This is a genomic window from Pseudomonas sp. SJZ074, from assembly GCF_007828215.1.
In the GTDB taxonomy this organism is placed as follows: Bacteria; Pseudomonadota; Gammaproteobacteria; order Pseudomonadales; family Pseudomonadaceae; genus Aquipseudomonas.
The window spans coordinates 64,035-81,816 of the sequence record NZ_VIUE01000004.1 but is presented as its reverse complement, the minus strand read 5'-3'; the positions used below and the strand labels follow the sequence as shown (position 1 = coordinate 81,816).

Genomic DNA, 17,782 nt, shown 5'->3' with positions numbered 1-17,782 from the left:
ATTGACAACCTGATGAGCAGGTTCGGAGAGAGTGCGGCCAGCTATATCGAGATGGAGAATTCCTTCAATTACAAGGAATTGCCAGAATCTCCGGTACCTGCTGCATCCGACGCTTTCGTGGTGACGGAAAAGCCGCCGGCAGCTGTTGTTCCTGAGTCAATCGAAACTGCGCAGCCGCTGCCTGAGACGATGGCGACGCTAGCTCATCCGCTGGACCGGCGAGTCGAGCCGGTGCTGGATGATCTGCTTGAGGCCATGTCGGCCGACGCGGCGGTATCCGAACCTGTTTCAGTCCCCGCCAGTGCTGGTTCCTTACGCTCCCTGCTGGCTGAAGTCGCGCTTGAGCGTCAGGCCGAGGCACGTGCGCAGAACGAGGAGGCGTTACGCCGGTCGATCCCGAACGGTTCTGTAGCGGTCACTGCGGCCCGGGTCATCGCGGTGGTGTCGCCAAAGGGCGGTGTGGGCAAAAGTACGCTCTGTGCGGCACTGGCGGGCGCGCTGGGTGCCAAGGGGCGCAGGCTGGCCATCGATCTGGATCCGCAAAACGCGTTGCAATATCACCTGGGTGTCAGTCCGGATGTCGCAGGCATGGCCAGCGCCAGCCTGACCGGCGAGTGCTGGAGCGGCTTGCTGCTCGATGGCATCGGCGGAACCCGCGTCCTGCCTTTCGGTCCGGTCTCGGGACAGGAGCGTCGCGCGCTTGAGCGTTTCCTCGAGGACGACACTCATTGGTTGGCGCGGCAGTTGGCGCGCATGGATCTGGCGGCTGACGATGTGGTGATTCTCGACACACCGCCTGGCCGCACTCTGTATCTGGAGCAGGTACTCGATGTCGCCGACCAACTGATCGTCGTCATCACGCCGGACCCGGCCTCGTTCATGACGCTGGACCCCATCGATCGATTGCTCGAAGGACGTGCCCATCAGGCCTGGCGTCGGGACTGTCACTATGTCGTCAGCCAGTTCGATGCCTCGCGCACGTTCTGCCAGGACATGCTGGAAGTGCTCAAGCGTCGTTTCGGCAAACAATTGATCGGTGTCCTGCCGCTCGATCATGCCATCAGCGAAGGCCTCGCTTTTGGTGTCAACCCATTACTGGAAGACGAAGACTCGTCTGCACGGCAGGAAGTCCTGGCCATTGCCGATGCGCTGAAGTCACCTGTCCGGACCTCTGCATTGGCAGGTAGTCGCGCATCATGAGTCAGTCCAACGAACAACATGAAGTGCCCGGCTACCTGCAACGCTGGGCGCAAACCCTGGCTGACGGGTTCGAGAGCCTTTCCCTGGGGGTTCGTCGCACCGTACAGATCGGTGTCCTGCTGATCTCGGTTCTCTTGGCACTGTTCATTATCACGGTGCCTTTCGACCTCCAATCACAGTGCTATTTCGCCGCAGGCTGTTTTGTCGCCGCGCTGATACTGCGCACACAATCCGGCCGGTTCCCGGTGGTGCTGCTGATCGGTCTGTCGCTGACGGCTTCGCTGCGCTACATGTACTGGCGGATCACCTCGACCCTGGGCTTCGACGACTGGCTCGACATACTGTTCGGCTATGGCCTGCTGGCGGCGGAACTCTACGCGCTGATCGTCCTGATCTTCGGTTACCTGCAAACCGCCTGGCCCCTGCGGCGCCAACCGGTGCTGATGAGTACGCCGCCTTCCGAATGGCCAGTGGTGGACGTATTCATTCCGACGTACAACGAAGCACTGGATATCGTGAAGGTGACGATCTTCGCCGCCCAGGCAATCGACTGGCCGAAGGAAAAACTGCGTGTGCACGTGCTCGACGATGGGCGTCGTGAAGATTTCCGAACCTTCTGCGACAGCATTGGCGTAAATTATCTGGCCCGTGACAACAATCGCCATGCCAAGGCCGGTAACCTCAATGAAGCGCTGAAGGTCACCGAGGGAGAGTTCGTCGCGATCTTCGACGCCGACCACGTGCCGACCCGTTCTTTCCTGCAGATCTGCCTCGGCTGGTTCGTCAAGGATCCAAAACTGGCGATGCTGCAGACGCCGCACTTTTTCTTTTCGCCAGACCCGTTCGAGAAAAACCTCAACACGTTCCGCTCCGTCCCGAACGAAGGCGAGCTGTTCTATGGCCTGGTCCAGGACGGCAACGACTTATGGAATGCGACGTTCTTTTGCGGCTCCTGCGCCGTGATGCGCCGTACCGCGCTGATGGAAGTGGGGGGCGTCGCGGTGGAAACCGTGACCGAGGATGCTCACACCGCCTTGAAGATGAACCGTGCTGGCTATAACACCGCCTACCTGGCGATTCCTCAGGCGGCCGGCCTGGCTACCGAGAGCCTTTCGCGTCACATCAGCCAGCGCATCCGCTGGGCACGCGGCATGGCGCAGATCTTCCGGACCGACAACCCGTTGATGGGCCGCGGCCTGAAATTGGGGCAGCGGCTGTGCTACCTCAACGCCATGTTGCACTTCTTTTATGGTCTGCCGCGTCTCGCATTCCTGACGGCACCCTTGGCCTATCTGTTTTTCGGGGCGCAGATTTTCCACGCCTCGGCGTTGATGATCACCGCTTACGTGCTACCGCACATCTTGCATGCCAGCCTGACCAACTCACGGATCCAGGGCCGTTTCCGGCATTCGTTCTGGAACGAGGTCTACGAGACGGTACTGGCCTGGTACATCATGGGCCCGGTGTTCATGGCCCTGGTGAACCCCAGGTTCGGCGGTTTCAACGTGACCGACAAGGGCGGGATCATCGACCGCAAGTTTTTCGAGTGGAAACTGGCGCGTCCCTACATTGTCCTGTTGACCCTCAACGTCGCGGGTATTGCCTTCGGCCTCTGGCAATTGTGCCAGGGTGAGGAGGGCGCGATGACCACGATCCTCATCAACATGGCCTGGACGCTCTACAACGTCATCATTACCAGCGCATCGGTGGCCGTGGCCAGTGAAACGCGCCAGGTACGCAGCGAACCGCGGGTTGCCGCCGAACTGCCGGTGCGCGTTGAACTGGCGGACGGACGCACGTTCGACGCCATCACCCAGGACTTCTCGCAGAAGGGCCTCGGTTTCCGTCTGCCGGATGGTGTTGAAATCGCCCAGGGCGAGCGCCTGCGCATGACGTTGTTTCGCAATCAGCAGGTCAGTGTGTTCCCCGGCACCGTGATGTTCAGTCGCGGGAATCTTCTGGGGGCGCAGTTCGACCCGCTGAGCCTGCGTCAGCAAAGCGAACTGGTGCGCCTGACGTTCTCGCGTGCCGACACCTGGGCATCGACTTGGGGCGGCCGACAGGTGGACACCCCGTTGGCTGCGTTGCGCGACGTCGCTTTCATCGGCATGGGGGGGATCCACGAATTGTTCAAGGCCACCCTCGCCGAGCTGCAAAGATTCCTTTCTGCCCGCCGGCCGTCTTCCCAACCACTCGAAAACCTCATGGACAAGCAATGAACGCTAAGCATTTTTCAGGCGTGGGCCAGCGCGATAACAGGCGCTCGCTGGTCATTTTGGCTTCAACGCTGCTGGCTTTGAGTGGTGGCGTGGTGTTCGCCGATACCGCGCCGGCGGACGCAGGCAATGGCTACACCTTGACGCTGAAGCAGTTGGGGCGCGCCTACCCGATGAACCTGCACGGTGTCGAAGCGACCGATAGCGTCAACTTTGACGTGCGGGCCGATCAGGTGGTGACCGGCGCGCATCTGACGCTGCAATACAGTTATTCGCCGGCGCTGCTGCCCGATCTGTCCCAGATCAACATCATGGTCAACGACGAAGTCGCGGCGAGTGTGCCGTTGCCCAAGGAGAACGCCGGCACGCTGCAGAAGCAGACGGTGGAGATTCCCCCGCAGTTGATCACCGAGTTCAATCGCCTGAGCGTGCAGTTCATCGGTCACTACACCATGAGCTGCGAGGATCCCCAGCACTCGAGCCTGTGGGCCAAGGTCAGCAATGACTCTGTGCTGCAGATCCAGACCTCGCCACTGGCGTTGCCGAACGATCTTTCGCTGATGCCCGTGCCGTTCTTCGATCGGCGTGATGCCCGGCCCCTGGATCTGCCAATCATCTTCAGCGCCGCGCCGGACAATGGCACCCTCGAGGCGGCGGGTGCGCTGTCGTCCTGGTTCGGTGCCCTGGCGAGCTATCGCGGGGCGAGCTTCCGAGCCCAGCTCAATACGCTGCCCGCCCAGGGCAACGGTGTGATCGTGCTCAACGGCGACGTCCCTGCGCAGATTGGCGGATTGTCGATTCCTGCGCCGAAGGGGCCGACCCTGAGCATCCTGACCAACCCGAACGACGCCAACGGCAAGCTGCTGGTGGTGGCGGGGCGCAACGCCGAAGAACTCAAGCTGGCCGCCATTGCGCTGTCGGTCGGCGGCCAGGCGCTGTCGGGCAGCACGGTGGTCATCAACCGACTCGATGTTCTCAAGCCGCGCAAGCCATATGATGCACCGAACTGGCTGCCCACCGATCGCCCGGTCAAGTTGGGTGAGCTGATCGCGAGCAAGCAACTGAATGTTTCCGGGTACAACCCGGGCGACATCACTGTACCGCTGAACTTCCCGCCGGATCTGTTCAACTGGCACCAGGACGGCGCACCGCTGAATCTGAAGTATCGCTATACGCCGCAGCCCAAATCCGTCAATTCGTCATTCATCGTCAGTTTCAACGATGGCCTGATCAAGTCCGAGACCTTGCCTTCGCTGGAGCGTCTGGACAAGAGTCTGTTGAGCGCAATCAAGGACGAAACCCTGGTGCGCGACATGCGCGTGTTGCTGCCGCTCAATGCCGTTGCGTTGAAGTCGCGCCTGCAATTGCGCTACATGTACGACTACATCAAGGAGGGTGAATGCCGCGACATCATCATCGACAACATGCGCGGCGGCATCGACCCTGAGTCGACGCTGGACCTGACCGACTACGACCATTTCATGGCCATGCCCAACCTGGGGGTGTTCAAGGACGCCGGCTTCCCGTTCACCCGCATGGCTGACCTGTCGCAGACCGCCGTGGTGCTGCCGGACAACGCCGGCCTCAATGACGTCAGCGCTTACCTGACCGTACTGGGTCGCTTCGGTGACTCCACCGGTTATCCCGCAACCGGTGTGACGGTCATCCAGGCGGCACAGGCGCCGAGCGTTGCCGACAAGGATCTGCTGGTAATGGCGTCCGGCGCGAACCAGCCTTTGCTGACCCAGTGGGCGGATCGCCTGCCAGCGGTCGGGACCGGCCAGCAGCAACGTTTCGAAGTGTCTGACCTGACCCTGCGTATACAGGACTGGCTCAGTTCCGAGCCTGAAGCGAACCTGCGCAAGAGCCGCCTGGCCATGGCGTTCTCCGGTGGCCAGCCAAACACTTATCTGACCGGTTTCGAGTCGCCGCTCAAGAATGGCCGCAGTGTGGTGGTCATTGCCGGGGGCGACGCTGCCGGCCTGGCCCAGGCCACTGAAGCATTGAGCCGTACGGACCAGGACGCTGGCGCCATTCAGGGCAGCCTGGTAGTCATCCGTGGCAAGTCCATCGAGCCGCTGGTGGCTGACGAGCAGTATTTCGTCGGCAGCCTCTCGCCGGTCAAGTACGTGCAATGGCTGATGTCGCGCCATGTGGGCTGGACGTTGCTGATGACGGCCCTGGGCGTGCTGTTGCTGAGCGGCCTTGCCTATCTGGGGTTGCGTTCCAAAGCCAGGAAGCGACTGAGTGTCTGAGCGTGACCGTGAGACCGTATCGATGAAGCGTCGCGCCTTGCCCAGCGGTTGGCTGCGCAGCACTGCCTGCGCCATGCTGGCTTCCCTCGTGTCATTGACGTGCTTGCCGTCGTTCGCGACGGAGCCGGCGTGTGCCGCCAAGGCTTGGCCCCTGTGGGAGTCCTGGGCCACTCGCTACATCCAGGACGATGGCCGGATGTTGTCTTCCAGCATGGAGGCCAATCACAGCACTTCGGAAGGACAGTCCTACGGCATGCTCTTCGCGCTGATCAGTAACGATCAGGCGCGCTTCGAGCATCTGTGGGCGTGGACTCGCGCCAACCTGCTCGGCTCGGACCCCGCGACCCGCCTGCCGGGCTGGCTGTGGGGGCAGGGCAAGGACGGGCAATGGCAACTCCAGGATGCCAACTCGGCATCCGATGCCGACCTGTGGATCGTCTATTCGCTGCTCGAAGCCGCGCGCCTGTGGCAGCGTCCCGAGTACCGTGTCGATGCGCTGCAGTTGCTCAAGACCATTGAGTCGAAACTGGTCGTCACGTTGCCGGGCCTCGGGAAAATGCTCTTGCCGGGCCCCGAGGGTTTCGTTCAGCCAGATCATCTGTGGCGCCTGAACCCGAGCTATCTGCCTCGGCCATTACTTCTGCGGCTGGCCAAAGAGCAACCGAAAGGGCCATGGAAGGAGATAGCGGACAACACCGTCAAACTGATCCGCAGTGCCAGTCCCAAGGGCTATGTCGGGGATTGGGTGGGCTATCGCGGGACTTCGGCGCAGTCCGGACTGTTCGTGACCGATCCGATCAAGGGTGGGCTGGGCAGTTACGATGCGATTCGCGTCTACCTGTGGGCAGGGATGACGCCCAAGATCGATCCGGCGGCTCCAAAGCTCCTGGAAGCCCTGGATGGCATGGCTCAAAGTACGGCGTCGACGGGTGTCCCGCCAGAAAAAGCCCAAGTGATGTCCGCTGCGGTCGATGGCACGGGGCCGTTCGGCTTTTCGGCGGCGCTGGTGCCGTATTTCATTGCCAAGGGCCACCCATGGTTGGCCGAGCAACAACAACGTCGCGCCCAGGACGGTATTGCTGCGGCATTCGCTAAAGGCAGCGGCCAAGATGCCGATCCTCTCTATTACAACGTCATGCTAAGCCTGTTCGGGTTGGGTTGGGCAGAGAAGCGTTACCAGTTCCGTGATGACGGAACGCTCACTTTGTCCTGGGAGACGTCATGCGCCCGCGCCGTTCCACGCTAGCTGCTGCAGTTTTCATTGCGCTGATCGCCTCCGGTGCTCACGCCGAAGGCACGGACATCAAGGCCCAACTGGTCGAACAAGGCCAGTACTGGCAAGCCCGCTCGAATGCGTCGCGCTCTGCCGAGATCTGGCAGAAAGTCCTGCGCCTGGATCCGAATCAGGTCGATGCCCTCTATGGCATGGGTTTGATCGGCGTCAAGCAGAACAAGCCGCAACAGGCCCAGGAGTATCTGGCGCGCCTGCAGGCGTTGTCGCCGCAGCCGTGGATGGCTCGCCAACTGGAGCAGGACATTGCGCTGGCCAGGCCGGACAACAAGGCGCGCCTGGATGAGGCCCGTCGTCTGGTCGACGCCGGTGAGCGCGACAAGGCGACAGAGGTGTTCCGCAAGATGTTCAACGGCCTGACCCCGGAAGGCACCGTCGGGCGAGAGTATTACAACAACCTGGCCTTCAATGCCGACGGCTGGGCCGAAGCACGCCAGGGTATGGAGCGACTGCTGCGTGAAACCCCCGATGATGCGATCCTGGCGCTGTTCTTTGGCAAGCAACTGATTCGCCACGAAGACAGCCGTGCCGAGGGCGCTCGCGTGCTCGCCAGGCTGACCAAACGCGTGGAAATCGCTGGTGATGCCGATGAAAGCTGGCGTTTGGCGCTGGTCTGGATCGGCCCGCCGACGGCTGCCCAGGTGCCGTTGTTCGAAGAGTTCCTGAAGGTACACCCGGACGACCAGGAAATCCGTGACCAGATGAACAAGGGGCACCAGAAGGCTGCCGCCACCGGTGGCTCCGCCTGGCAACAAGATCCGCTGGTGGCCAGCGGCTTGCGGGCCTTGGAGAAGGGCGATCAGGCCGGCGCGGAAAAGGCCTTCCAGGCGCGCCTCAAGGCCCGTCCGGATGATAGCGATGCCTTGGGTGGCCTGGGTGTGGTCCGTCAGCAGCAGGGCCGTTTCCCGGAAGCCGAGCAATTGCTGACCCGGGCGATCAGCACCGGTGGCAGCCGCTGGAAACCGGCACTGAACGGTGTTCGCTATTGGGCGCTGTTGCAGCAGGGGCGTGACCTGCAGGCCAGAGGACAGACCGCCAAGGCGAGCGAAGCTGTCGCCCAGGCCATGCGCATGAATCCCAATGGCCTGGACGCTCGCCTTACCCTGGCCGATATCCAGGCCCAGGCCGGACAGTTCGACAGCGCAGTCGCCAACTACCGTCAGGTGCTGGCGAGCCAGCCTGGCAACCCGCAGGCCATACGCGGCCTGGTCAATGTGCTGTCGCAAACCGGGCAGGCCGACGAAGCCCTCGGCTTGCTGGACAGCCTGCCTGCCGCTGAACAGGCCAAGCTTGGCAACACCGGCCAGCTGCGTGCATTGCGCTCCACCCAGATGGCCAGTCTGGCCGAGCAACGTGGCGATATCCGCGGTGCCCAGAATGCGTTGGTCGATGCAGTGAACAGCGAGCCGGAGAATGTCTGGACGCGTTTCAGTCTCGCGCGCCTGTATCTGAAAACCGGCGAATCGAAAAAGGCCCGTGACCTGATCGACGCCTTTCTTAAAAGTCACCCGGACAACGTCGATGCGCTGTACACCAGTGCCTTGCTGTCGGTGGAAATGGAGCAGTGGAAAGACGCCCAGGCCACCATCAACCGGATTCCCGTCGACCGCCGCAGCGCGGACATGAACGAGCTGGCGGATCGGGTCACGTTGACCACGCAAATCAATCTGGCGGCGGCCATGGCCAAGCGCGGGCAGCGTCAGGAAGCCCTGGCTTTGCTGGATCGCCTGCAACCGATGGCCAGTCGCAGCCCTGAGCGCACGGCGACCCTGGCATCGGCCTATGTCGACGCCGGCGATGTCGAGCAGGCGCTGTCGATGATGCGTTCGTTGCTGACCCAAGGCAGCGCGCCGTCGGCCGATTTGATGCTGCAATACGCATCCCTGCTGCTCAAGACCGGGGACGATGCCCAGGTCAACTCGATCCTGAACAGCTTGCAGAATCAGCCGCTGAGCGTCGCGACCCGCAAGCGTTATGACGATGTGCTGTACCTGTACCGTATCCGTCAGGCTGACCGGTTGCGCGAAGGCGGTGACCTGGCGGCGGCCTACGACACCTTGGCGCCGGCGTTGGCCCAACGTCCGGGCGATGTCGCCGCCACCTCGGCACTGGCCAGGATGTACACCGCCAATGGCGACAACGCCAAGGCATTCGACCTGTACAAGCCCTTGCTCAAGCGCAACCCGAACGACCCGTTGGTGCTGTTGAACGCAGCCGATGCTGCCGTGCTCGCCCACGACAACGGCTACGCGGAAAATGCCTTGGAACAGTTCATGGCGTTGCAGAACTACGATCCGCAATCATTGACTGAAGTCGCGCGCATTTACCGTGCGATGGGCAACAGCGGCAAGGCAACTGAAGTGCTGCGTAAAGCGGTAGCCATCGAGCAGAGCGAGAAGCAACGCAGCCTGGCCGCCCAGCCTGGTGCGATGAATGTGGCGGCGAACCCATTCGCTGGCGGAGCTGGGCAGCGTCGGCAGGTTTTGCGCGCACCGGCATCGGCCATTCCACCACCGGCAGAGGCCATTCTCAATGGCGGCGTGATGCTCGCCAGTGCCGATGGTGTGCCTGCCGATGCCTATCCAGGCCAGCCGCGAAGCAACGGTCAAACAGCCTCCGTGCGGGGGACTGCGGTCGCGCAGAGCAATCCCTTCAATACACAGCCGCAGCCTCGAACGGTAATGACCGTCGTCGATTCGACAAGCTCGGCCCAGCGGGCCCTTAACGATATTCTTCAGGAGCGCAGCGGTTACGTTACCGAAGGTTTGAGCATTCGCAGCAACAACAGCGAGTCGGGCCTGAGCAAACTGACCGACATTGAAAATCCAATCGAAGTGAACGTGCCGGCCGGCGACAACCGCCTGGCTGTGCGTATCACTCCCGTCGCGCTCACGGCCGGTAGTGTGAAGGGCGAGGCCGCCAGTCGTTTCGGCGGCGCCTCCAGCGCAACCTCCGGTATTGGTTCGCAGCGCGCCGAAGGCGTCGGCGTCGGGGTGGCGTACGAGCGTCCCGATGAAGGCATCAAGGCCGATGTCGGGACCACGCCGATCGGCTTCAAATACGCGACAGCGGTGGGGGGCGTGAGTGTCGATCGCCCACTGAGCGATAACGGCAATGTCCGTTACCGCGTCGCGGCGTCGCGTCGCGCGGTCACCGACAGCCTGACGTCGTTTGCCGGCACCACCGACAAGCGTGCTGGCGGTGGATCGTGGGGCGGGGTGACCGCCAACGGTGTGCGTGGCGAACTGAGCTACGACGACTCGCAGGTCGGTGCCTACGGGTATGGCTCCGTGCACGAACTGGTGGGCCACAATGTCGAATCCAACACCCGGGGTGAACTCGGTGGTGGCGTCTATTGGTATCTGGACAACACGCAGGACCACTCACTCACCGTTGGCCTGAGCGCCACCGCGCTGGGCTACGAAAACAACCAGGACTTCTTCACGTACGGGCACGGCGGCTATTTCAGCCCGCAGAGCTATTTCGCCCTGGGCGTGCCGGTGACCTGGCAGCAGCGCACCGAGCGCTTTACCTATCAGGTCAAGAGTTCGGTGGGCATCCAGCACTTCCAGCAGGACGGCGCCGATTTCTTCCCGAACGACAGTGACCGCCAGGCGGCCAACGACTCGCGCTACGCCGGCCAGAGCAAAACCGGTGTGGGCTACAGCCTGGCGGCAGCCGGCGAGTACAAGTTCGGTTCGCGTTTCTTCCTTGGCGCAACGATCGGCGTGGACAACGCCAGCGACTATCAGCAATTCAATGGTGGCCTGTATGCGCGCTACATGTTCGAGGACATGACGGGCAGCCCGATGGCGCTACCGGTCAGCCCTTACCGCTCACCTTATTCGAACTGATTCCCGGAGATACCTATGCCAGCCTCTGCCCTTGCCGGCCTGACCCTTCTGGTGCTCGGCGAAAGCCATATGAGCCTTGCGGACCACCTGATGGAACCGCTCAACGCCGATCTCACCCGCCAGGGAGCGATCGTTCACTCCATCGGCGCCTGTGGCGCCAGCGCCGGCGACTGGTTGATCAGCAAGAAAGTCGATTGTGGCGCCGAGCAAAAGGGCACCGCCAAGATCGAGATCAAGGGCCGTGACGCGACTACAACGCCTATCGCCGAGCTGATCGCCAGGGACAAGCCCGACCTGGTAGTACTGGTCATCGGCGACACCATGGCGTCCTACGACAAACCGGCATTTCCCAAGGCCTGGGCCTGGCAGAGCGTGACCAGCCTGACCAAGGCCATCGCTGCCACCGGCACCAAATGTGCCTGGGTCGGCCCGGCGTGGGGCAAGGCGGGGGGTATGTACCAGAAGAACGATCCGCGTACCCAGTTGATGTCGCAATTTCTGGCCAGCAACGTCGCGCCTTGCACCTATATCGATTCGCTGACCTTCTCCAAGCCGGGCCAATGGGTCACCACGGACGGTCAGCATTTCACCGTGGCGGGTTACAAGGCCTGGGGCACGGCGATCGGCAATGCACTGGGCAAGCTGCCGCCTGAAGCGCTGAGCAGCAAAGGGGCGAAAAAATGACCAACGCCAAGGTCCTGAGTGCGGCAGCGCTGTTGCTATCGAGCTTGAACGTGGCGGCGGCGGACATCCCGCTGTACCCGACCGGTCCCGCCGAAGATGCTGCGTTCATTCGCTTCGTCAACGGCAGCGCCGAGCCGATGCAGGTTATTGCCCAGGAAGGCCAACCGCCGCTGAAGCTGGACGCGGCGCAGCCGGCTTCGCTGTTTTTCCCGGTCACGGCCAGCAGTGCCATCAAGGGCACCCTGGTCAGCGGCCAGCAGCGCCTGGCGCTGGAAGTAAAAGCCGAGCCCGGCGAATTCACCACCGTGGTCGCGCTTCCGGACGGCAAGGGGCTCAGGCAAGTGACCGTGCATGACATCCCGGACGACTTCAACGGCCTCAAGGCCTCGCTGGGCTTCTTCAATCTGGACAGCAGCTGCGTCGATGCCAGCCTGCGCCCCGCAGGTCGCACGGCCGATCTGTTCAAAGGCGTGACCGAAGGCAACCTGCAACGTCGCTCGATCAACCCGGTGAAGCTCTCGGTGCAACTGGTCTGCGCCAATGCCAATGTCGGCCCTGCACTGGATCTGGGTGAACTGAAGGCAGGCGAGCGCTACAGTGTATTGCTGCTGCCGACCGCCACCGGACCTCGACTCCTGGCCGCCACGGACACGTTGTCCCACTGATCGGATTGCGCTGTCGCCATGGTTTTCGCTTCGCTCGAGTTCCTGACGCTGTTCCTGCCTGCCTTCCTGTTGATCTACGCCCTGGTCCCCCACGGCTGGCGCAACGGGGTGCTGCTGGCAGGCAGTTGGTTGTTCTACGGCTGGCTGAGCCCGCTGTTCCTTTCGTTGCATGTCGTACTGACCATCGTCGCCTGGGTCGGTGGCCTGCTGGTCGACCGTTCCCGCGAGGACTCCCGTGGGCGCCTGCGCCTGCTAGTCGCGTTGATCGTGTTCAACACCGCCGTGCTGTGCTGGTACAAGTACGCGAACATTCTCGCCGGCACATGGAGCGAGCTGATGACCCACTACGGCGCTATGCCGCTTGAGTGGCAGAAGGTCGCGTTGCCGGCCGGGTTGTCGTTCATCGTGTTGCAGGCGATTTCGTATCTGGTGGATGTGCACCGCCACACGGTGCCGGTGGAGCGCAGTTTCCTCAACTACGCCACCTACATTTCCATGTTCGGCCACTCGATTGCCGGCCCGATCATTCGTTATGACTGGGTCCGCCGCGAGCTGGTGCAGCGCTGGTTCAACTGGCAGAACTTCTCCCTCGGTGCCCGTCGCTTCATGGTCGGCATGTGCATGAAGGTATTGGTGGCCGACACCCTGTCGCCGTTGGTGGACGTGGCCTTCCATCTGGAAAACCCTTCCTTCGTCGACGCCTGGATCGGTTGCCTGGCGTACTCGCTGCAGCTGTTCTTCGATTTCGCCGGGTACAGTGCCATGGCGATCGGCCTGGGGCTGATGCTGGGGTTTCATTTCCCGGAAAACTTCAACCGACCGTACCTGGCCAGCAGCATCCAGGACTTCTGGCGGCGCTGGCACTTGTCGCTGTCCAGCTGGCTGCGCGATTACCTGTACATCGGCCTGGGCGGTAACCGTCATGGCGTCTGGAAAACCTATCGCAACCTGTTCCTGACCATGGCCATCGCCGGGCTGTGGCACGGCGGTGATAGCTGGAACTACTTGCTGTGGGGTTCGGCCCATGGCGTGGCGTTGTGTGTCGACCGGGCCTGGTCGCGCTCAAGCCTGCCTGGCGTCCCGCGTGCGCTGTCTCATGTGTTGACGCTGTTGTTCGTTTGCCTGGCCTGGACACTGTTCCGCGCTCCGGACTTCCACTCGGCCATGACCCTGTACGCCGGGCAGTTCGGCCTGCACGGGTTTGCCCTTGGCGACGCGCTGGCGGTGACGTTACGCCCGGTGCATGGCCTGGCGGCGCTGCTGGGGGTGACGTGCGTAATCCTGCCCATCTGGCAGGTACGCTGTGAAAGACGACTGGCGGGCAATGCGTGGTTCGCATTGGCTGTCGCCCTTTGGCCCGTGGCCGGTTTCCTGCTGTCGTTCGCTCTGATCGCCAGCCGTGAAGCAGTGCCTTTTCTGTACTTTCAGTTCTGATGACGACGTCAAAGAAGTCTGCGCCGAGCGCTCCGCCACCCCCCAGCGACCTGGTTACCCGAACCAGCAAAGTCTCCGGCTACACACTGATCGGCTTGCTCGGTGTCGGCTTGATTTCCTGCGGCTGGCTGTTGTTCAGCGGCAAGGTGCAAATGCTGCCGACCAACCTGACCCGCGATGCGGTAATGCATGGAGACGTCACCCACCGTATCGCCAAGCAGCTGTCCAACGCCTGGTTTCCCGAACAGGCCGCCAATCTGGAGCGTGGCGCCAGTTGGCTGCTGTTCCATGACACCGGGCCACGGGTGCGTCCGGGCTGTCAGGGCTGGCTGTTCCTGACCGATGAAATGCGCATCAACCACCACGCCCGGGCCAACGCCGAGACCAAGGCGAAGGCAGTGATCGACGTCCAACGGCGCCTGAGCCAGCGCGGCATTCAATTGCTGGTGGCGGTGGTGCCGGACAAGAGCCGCATCGCCGCCGAGCAATTGTGTGGCCTGGATCGCCCGGCCGAACTGGCCCGGCGGGCGGAGGAGTGGACCGCGACACTGAGCCAGGCGGGGGTACCGGCGCTGAACCTTGCACCCACGTTGCAGCCGTTGGGTGCATCGGCTTACCTGCGTACCGATACACACTGGAGCGAGACCGGCGCCAACGCGGCGGCACGGGCGATTGCGCAACAGGTACAGGCAATGGGCATTCGTGCTACGCCACAAAAAACCTTTGTAACCCACTCCAACGCAGCGGCCTTGCGTGCAGGTGACCTCGTGCACCTGGCCGGCATCGACTGGCTGCCGCTGAGCTGGCAACCCACGCCGGAAACCGTCGCGGCCACCCAAGTCAGCGAGCAGCCGCGAGCTGCCGAGGACGGCGGCGACAACCTCGATGATCTGTTTGGCGATGAAGGCCTGCCCAACGTAGCGTTGATCGGCACCTCGTTCTCGCGCAACTCCAACTTCGTGGGTTTCCTCGAATTGGCACTGGAGGCCCCGGTCGGCAGTTTCGCCAAGGACGGTGGCGAGTTTTCCGGCGGTGCCAACCAGTACTTCAGCAACCCGGCTTTTCGGGAGACGCCCCCCAAGTTGCTGATCTGGGAGATTCCCGAGCGTGACCTGCAGACGCCGTATGAAGTGATCGGGATGTTGAGCGGGAAGGAGTGAGTTTCAATGCGAGTGCCGTGGCTCACCGCTACGGGCAATCACCCGCAGATGCAAGGTGGCGGGTTCCAGGCAGCCTCCCGTGGAAAGTTGCCCAACCAGTTGCCGGTAGAGTTCCTGCCAAGGTGTCTGCGAAGGAGGCATTTGCGGCACCCATTCGAGTCGGCGTCGCTCCATCTCCGCCTCGTCTATCAGCAGGTTGACGGTACGGGTGTTCAAGTCCACTTTCAGGCGATCATTGGTCTTGAGCAATGCCAGGCCACCGCCTACGGCGGCTTCCGGGGACATATTGAGGATCGACGGGCTCGCGGAGGTGCCGCTCTGGCGTCCGTCGCCCAGGCACGGCAGCGAGTCGATGCCGCGTTTGATCAGGGCCGCCGGCGGGGCCATGTTCACCACTTCGGCGCTGCCGGGATAGCCGACGGTGCCGACGCCGCGAACGACGAGGATACAGCGCTCGTCGATGTCCAGTGCCGGGTCGTCGATGCGTGCGTGATAGTCCTCCGGGCCCTCGAACACGATGGCCCGGGCTTCGAAACTGTTCTCGGCGCCGGGTTCGGACAGGTAGGTCTTGCGGAAGGCCTCGCCTACCACCGACATTTTCATGATCGCACTGTCGAAAAAGTTGCCACTGAGCACAATGAATCCGGCGCGATGCTTGAGGGGCGTGTCGAAGGGATGGATGACGTCGACGTCGCTGGTCCGGCTGCTGCTCACTATCTCGCCGATGGTTCGGCCGCTGACCGTGGCACAGTCTGCGTGCAGGCGCCCGGCTTTTTGCAGTTCATGCATGACTGAGGGCACACCTCCAGCTCGGTGGAAGCCTTCGCCCAGGTACTTTCCCGCCGGCATGCAGTTGACCAACAGCGGCACGTCTTCGCCAATCCGTTGCCAATCATCCAGGCTCAATTCGATACCCATGTGCCGGGCAATGGCTATCAGGTGCGGCGGGCAGTTGCTCGAAGCGCCCAATGCCGAAGCGACGGCAATGGCATTTTCGAAAGCCTGGCGGGTCATGATCTGCGAGGGACGAATGTCTTGTCGGACCAATTCGCAGATGCGCTTGCCCGTGGCATAGGCCATTTGCCCGCGCTCGCGGTAGGGCGCCGGGATACTCGCGCAGCCCGGCAGCGACATGCCCAGAGCTTCGGCCAGGGCATTCATCGACAAGGCAGTGCCCATGGTGTTGCAGTGGCCCACCGAAGGCGACGCCGCGGTGGTCATTTCCATGAAGCCTTCGTAGTCGATTTCGCCGGCGGCCATCAGATTGCGTGCGTGCCAGAGTACGGTGCCCGAGCCGATCAGATCGCCCTTGTAGTGACCGTCGAGCATCGGCCCGCCGGACAAGACGATAGCCGGCAGGTCGGTGGTTGCGGCCGCCATCAGGCAGGCCGGGGTCGTCTTGTCGCAACCGGTGGTGAGCACCACGCCGTCCAAGGGATACCCGTGGAGGATTTCCACCAGCCCCAGATAGGCCAGGTTGCGGTCCAGCGCTGCGGTGGGCCGACGCGATTGCTCGGCAATTGGATGCACCGGGAACTCCATGGGAATGCCGCCCGCATCGCGAATACCGGCCTTGACCCGTTGCGCCAGCTCCAGATGATGACGGTTGCAGGGTGTCAGGTCGCTGCCGGTCTGGGCGATACCGATGATCGGGCGTCCCGATTGCAGCTCTTCGCGGGTCATCCCGTAATTCATGTAGCGCTCGACGTACAAGGCCGTCATGTCCGCGTGTGCCGGGTCGTTGAACCACTGTTCGCTGCGCAGGCGGCGTTTGGGCGTGTCACTCATGATTCTTGTCTCTCTTATTGTTGGATGAATCGACAAACCGCATCGGTGTCAGCGTGCGAGCAATCCACGCGCGGCGAGATTACGCAACAGGGCGCTCAAGCCAAACGTCCAGGGAGCGGCTTCACAGCTGTAGGTCACGCGGTTGTGCAGGCTGCCGAGCAATGGGCTGCTGATCCGGACCCGGTCACCCGGTTTATGGGTGAAACCGCTGCCGACGGCGTCTCGGTCTTCGGTCGGGGCAAACAGGGTACCCAGGAACAGCAGGAACCCGTCCGGGTATTGGTGATTGGCGTTGAGTGTCTGGGCCGCCAGGTCCAGCGGATCCCGGCTGATCTGGCTCATGGAGCTCGATCCCCGCATCCGATAACCGTCCTCGCCCAGGACTTCCAGGTCGACCACGCAGGTGCGCACATCGTCCAGGCTGAAGTGCTCATCGAACAGGCGAATGAAAGGGCCGATGGCACAGGACGCATTGTTGTCCTTGGCCTTGCTCAGCAGCAATGCGCTGCGTCCTTCGAAGTCCCGCAGATTGACATCGTTGCCCAAGGTGGTGCCATGGACCTGGCCACGGCTGTTCACCGCCAGCACCACTTCGGGCTCGGGATTGTTCCATTGGGAACCGGGGTGGATACCGATGCAACTGCCGCTACCCACGGCGGCGAGTACCGGGGCCTTGGTGAAGATTTCCGCGTCTGGGCCGATGCCCACTTCCAGATATTGCGACCACATGCCTTGCTCGATCAGCAGGGCTTTCAGGCGCATGGCCTGTTCGGAGCCCGGTACCACCGAGCGCAGGTTGTCGCCGATCACACTGCGTACAGTGGCTCGCACGGCGTCGGCTTTTACCGGATCACCGCCGGCTTGTTCCTCGATCACCCGCTCGATCATGCTGGCGGCGAAGGTCACGCCGGCGGCCTTGATCACTTGCAGATCCAGCGGTGGCAACAACGAAGGCCTGGAAAGATCGGCCTCGGGCCCCGTGTTGGCGAGCAGGGCTTCGACGCTGGCGATGAAGGTGCCCGGCGTTTGCCTCACGGCGGCCAATGGCGATTCTGTTTCCAGCAGATCGCTCAAGGTCGCAAAATGCTCCGACAGATCGAATACGCCGTCATTGCGCAACACGATCGGCGAGGGGCCGGCGATCCGCCCGGGCACCCAGGCACGGCCAATCAGGGTTCCGGCCAGGCCGTCGGCCGGCAATGTATTCTCGGGCGTAAGCAGTAGCGACATGACAG

The 17,782-nt window shown here is 62.5% G+C and carries 11 protein-coding genes; 9 read left to right on the top strand and 2 right to left on the bottom strand.

Features of this window, described 5'->3' with window-relative positions:
- The first annotated feature begins 12 nt into the window (after positions 1 to 12).
- The 9 genes from bcsQ to FBX99_RS06630 are packed head-to-tail and all read left to right on the top strand — an operon-like array spanning position 13 to position 14,759.
- Entirely contained in the window at positions 13 to 1,200 is a 1,188-nt protein-coding gene (gene bcsQ, locus FBX99_RS06670) for a cellulose biosynthesis protein BcsQ (protein ID WP_256664022.1), read from the top strand.
- The gene (gene bcsA / locus FBX99_RS06665) at positions 1,197 to 3,419 is read left to right on the top strand and encodes a UDP-forming cellulose synthase catalytic subunit (RefSeq protein ID WP_145131026.1); all 2,223 of its coding nucleotides are present in this window, start codon (positions 1,197 to 1,199) and stop codon (positions 3,417 to 3,419) included. The genes bcsQ and bcsA overlap by 4 nt, the downstream gene beginning before the upstream one ends.
- Positions 3,416 to 5,671 carry a cellulose biosynthesis cyclic di-GMP-binding regulatory protein BcsB gene (gene bcsB / locus FBX99_RS06660; protein WP_145131024.1) on the top strand — a complete coding sequence of 752 codons (2,256 nt, stop codon included), beginning with the start codon at positions 3,416 to 3,418 and terminating at the stop codon, positions 5,669 to 5,671. The genes bcsA and bcsB overlap by 4 nt, the downstream gene beginning before the upstream one ends.
- A 22-nt stretch (positions 5,672 to 5,693) precedes the next feature.
- Entirely contained in the window at positions 5,694 to 6,917 is a 1,224-nt protein-coding gene (gene bcsZ / locus FBX99_RS06655; protein ID WP_371923845.1) for a cellulose synthase complex periplasmic endoglucanase BcsZ, read from the top strand.
- Positions 6,893 to 10,816: a cellulose biosynthesis protein BcsC gene (locus FBX99_RS06650; protein ID WP_145131022.1), complete on the top strand. Its 3,924-nt coding sequence runs from the start codon at positions 6,893 to 6,895 to the stop codon at positions 10,814 to 10,816. Before bcsZ ends, FBX99_RS06650 begins: the two co-directional genes overlap by 25 nt.
- Before the next feature lie 15 nt (positions 10,817 to 10,831).
- Complete coding sequence (locus tag FBX99_RS06645; protein WP_144926026.1) at positions 10,832 to 11,500, top strand: SGNH/GDSL hydrolase family protein; 669 nt, start codon at positions 10,832 to 10,834, stop codon at positions 11,498 to 11,500.
- Entirely contained in the window at positions 11,497 to 12,165 is a 669-nt protein-coding gene (locus tag FBX99_RS06640) for an alginate O-acetyltransferase AlgF (RefSeq protein ID WP_145131020.1), read from the top strand. The genes FBX99_RS06645 and FBX99_RS06640 overlap by 4 nt, the downstream gene beginning before the upstream one ends.
- A gap of 18 nt (positions 12,166 to 12,183) precedes the next feature.
- On the top strand, positions 12,184 to 13,599 hold the full coding sequence (locus FBX99_RS06635) for an MBOAT family protein (RefSeq protein WP_144926032.1): 1,416 nt from the start codon (positions 12,184 to 12,186) through the stop codon (positions 13,597 to 13,599).
- Positions 13,599 to 14,759, top strand: coding sequence for a cell division protein FtsQ (locus tag FBX99_RS06630; RefSeq protein ID WP_145131018.1), 1,161 nt, complete (start codon positions 13,599 to 13,601; stop codon positions 14,757 to 14,759). Before FBX99_RS06635 ends, FBX99_RS06630 begins: the two co-directional genes overlap by 1 nt.
- Positions 14,760 to 14,762: 3 nt before the next feature.
- Here FBX99_RS06630 and FBX99_RS06625 read toward each other — a convergent pair whose 3' ends face one another.
- Both FBX99_RS06625 and FBX99_RS06620 read right to left on the bottom strand, forming a co-directional pair.
- Positions 14,763 to 16,547, bottom strand: a complete 1,785-nt coding sequence (locus FBX99_RS06625) for an IlvD/Edd family dehydratase (protein WP_144926037.1) — start codon at positions 16,545 to 16,547, stop codon at positions 14,763 to 14,765.
- 48 nt (positions 16,548 to 16,595) lie between these two features.
- Entirely contained in the window at positions 16,596 to 17,777 is a 1,182-nt protein-coding gene (locus FBX99_RS06620; protein ID WP_144926040.1) for a fumarylacetoacetate hydrolase family protein, read from the bottom strand.
- Between the last annotated feature and the right edge of the window lie 5 nt (positions 17,778 to 17,782).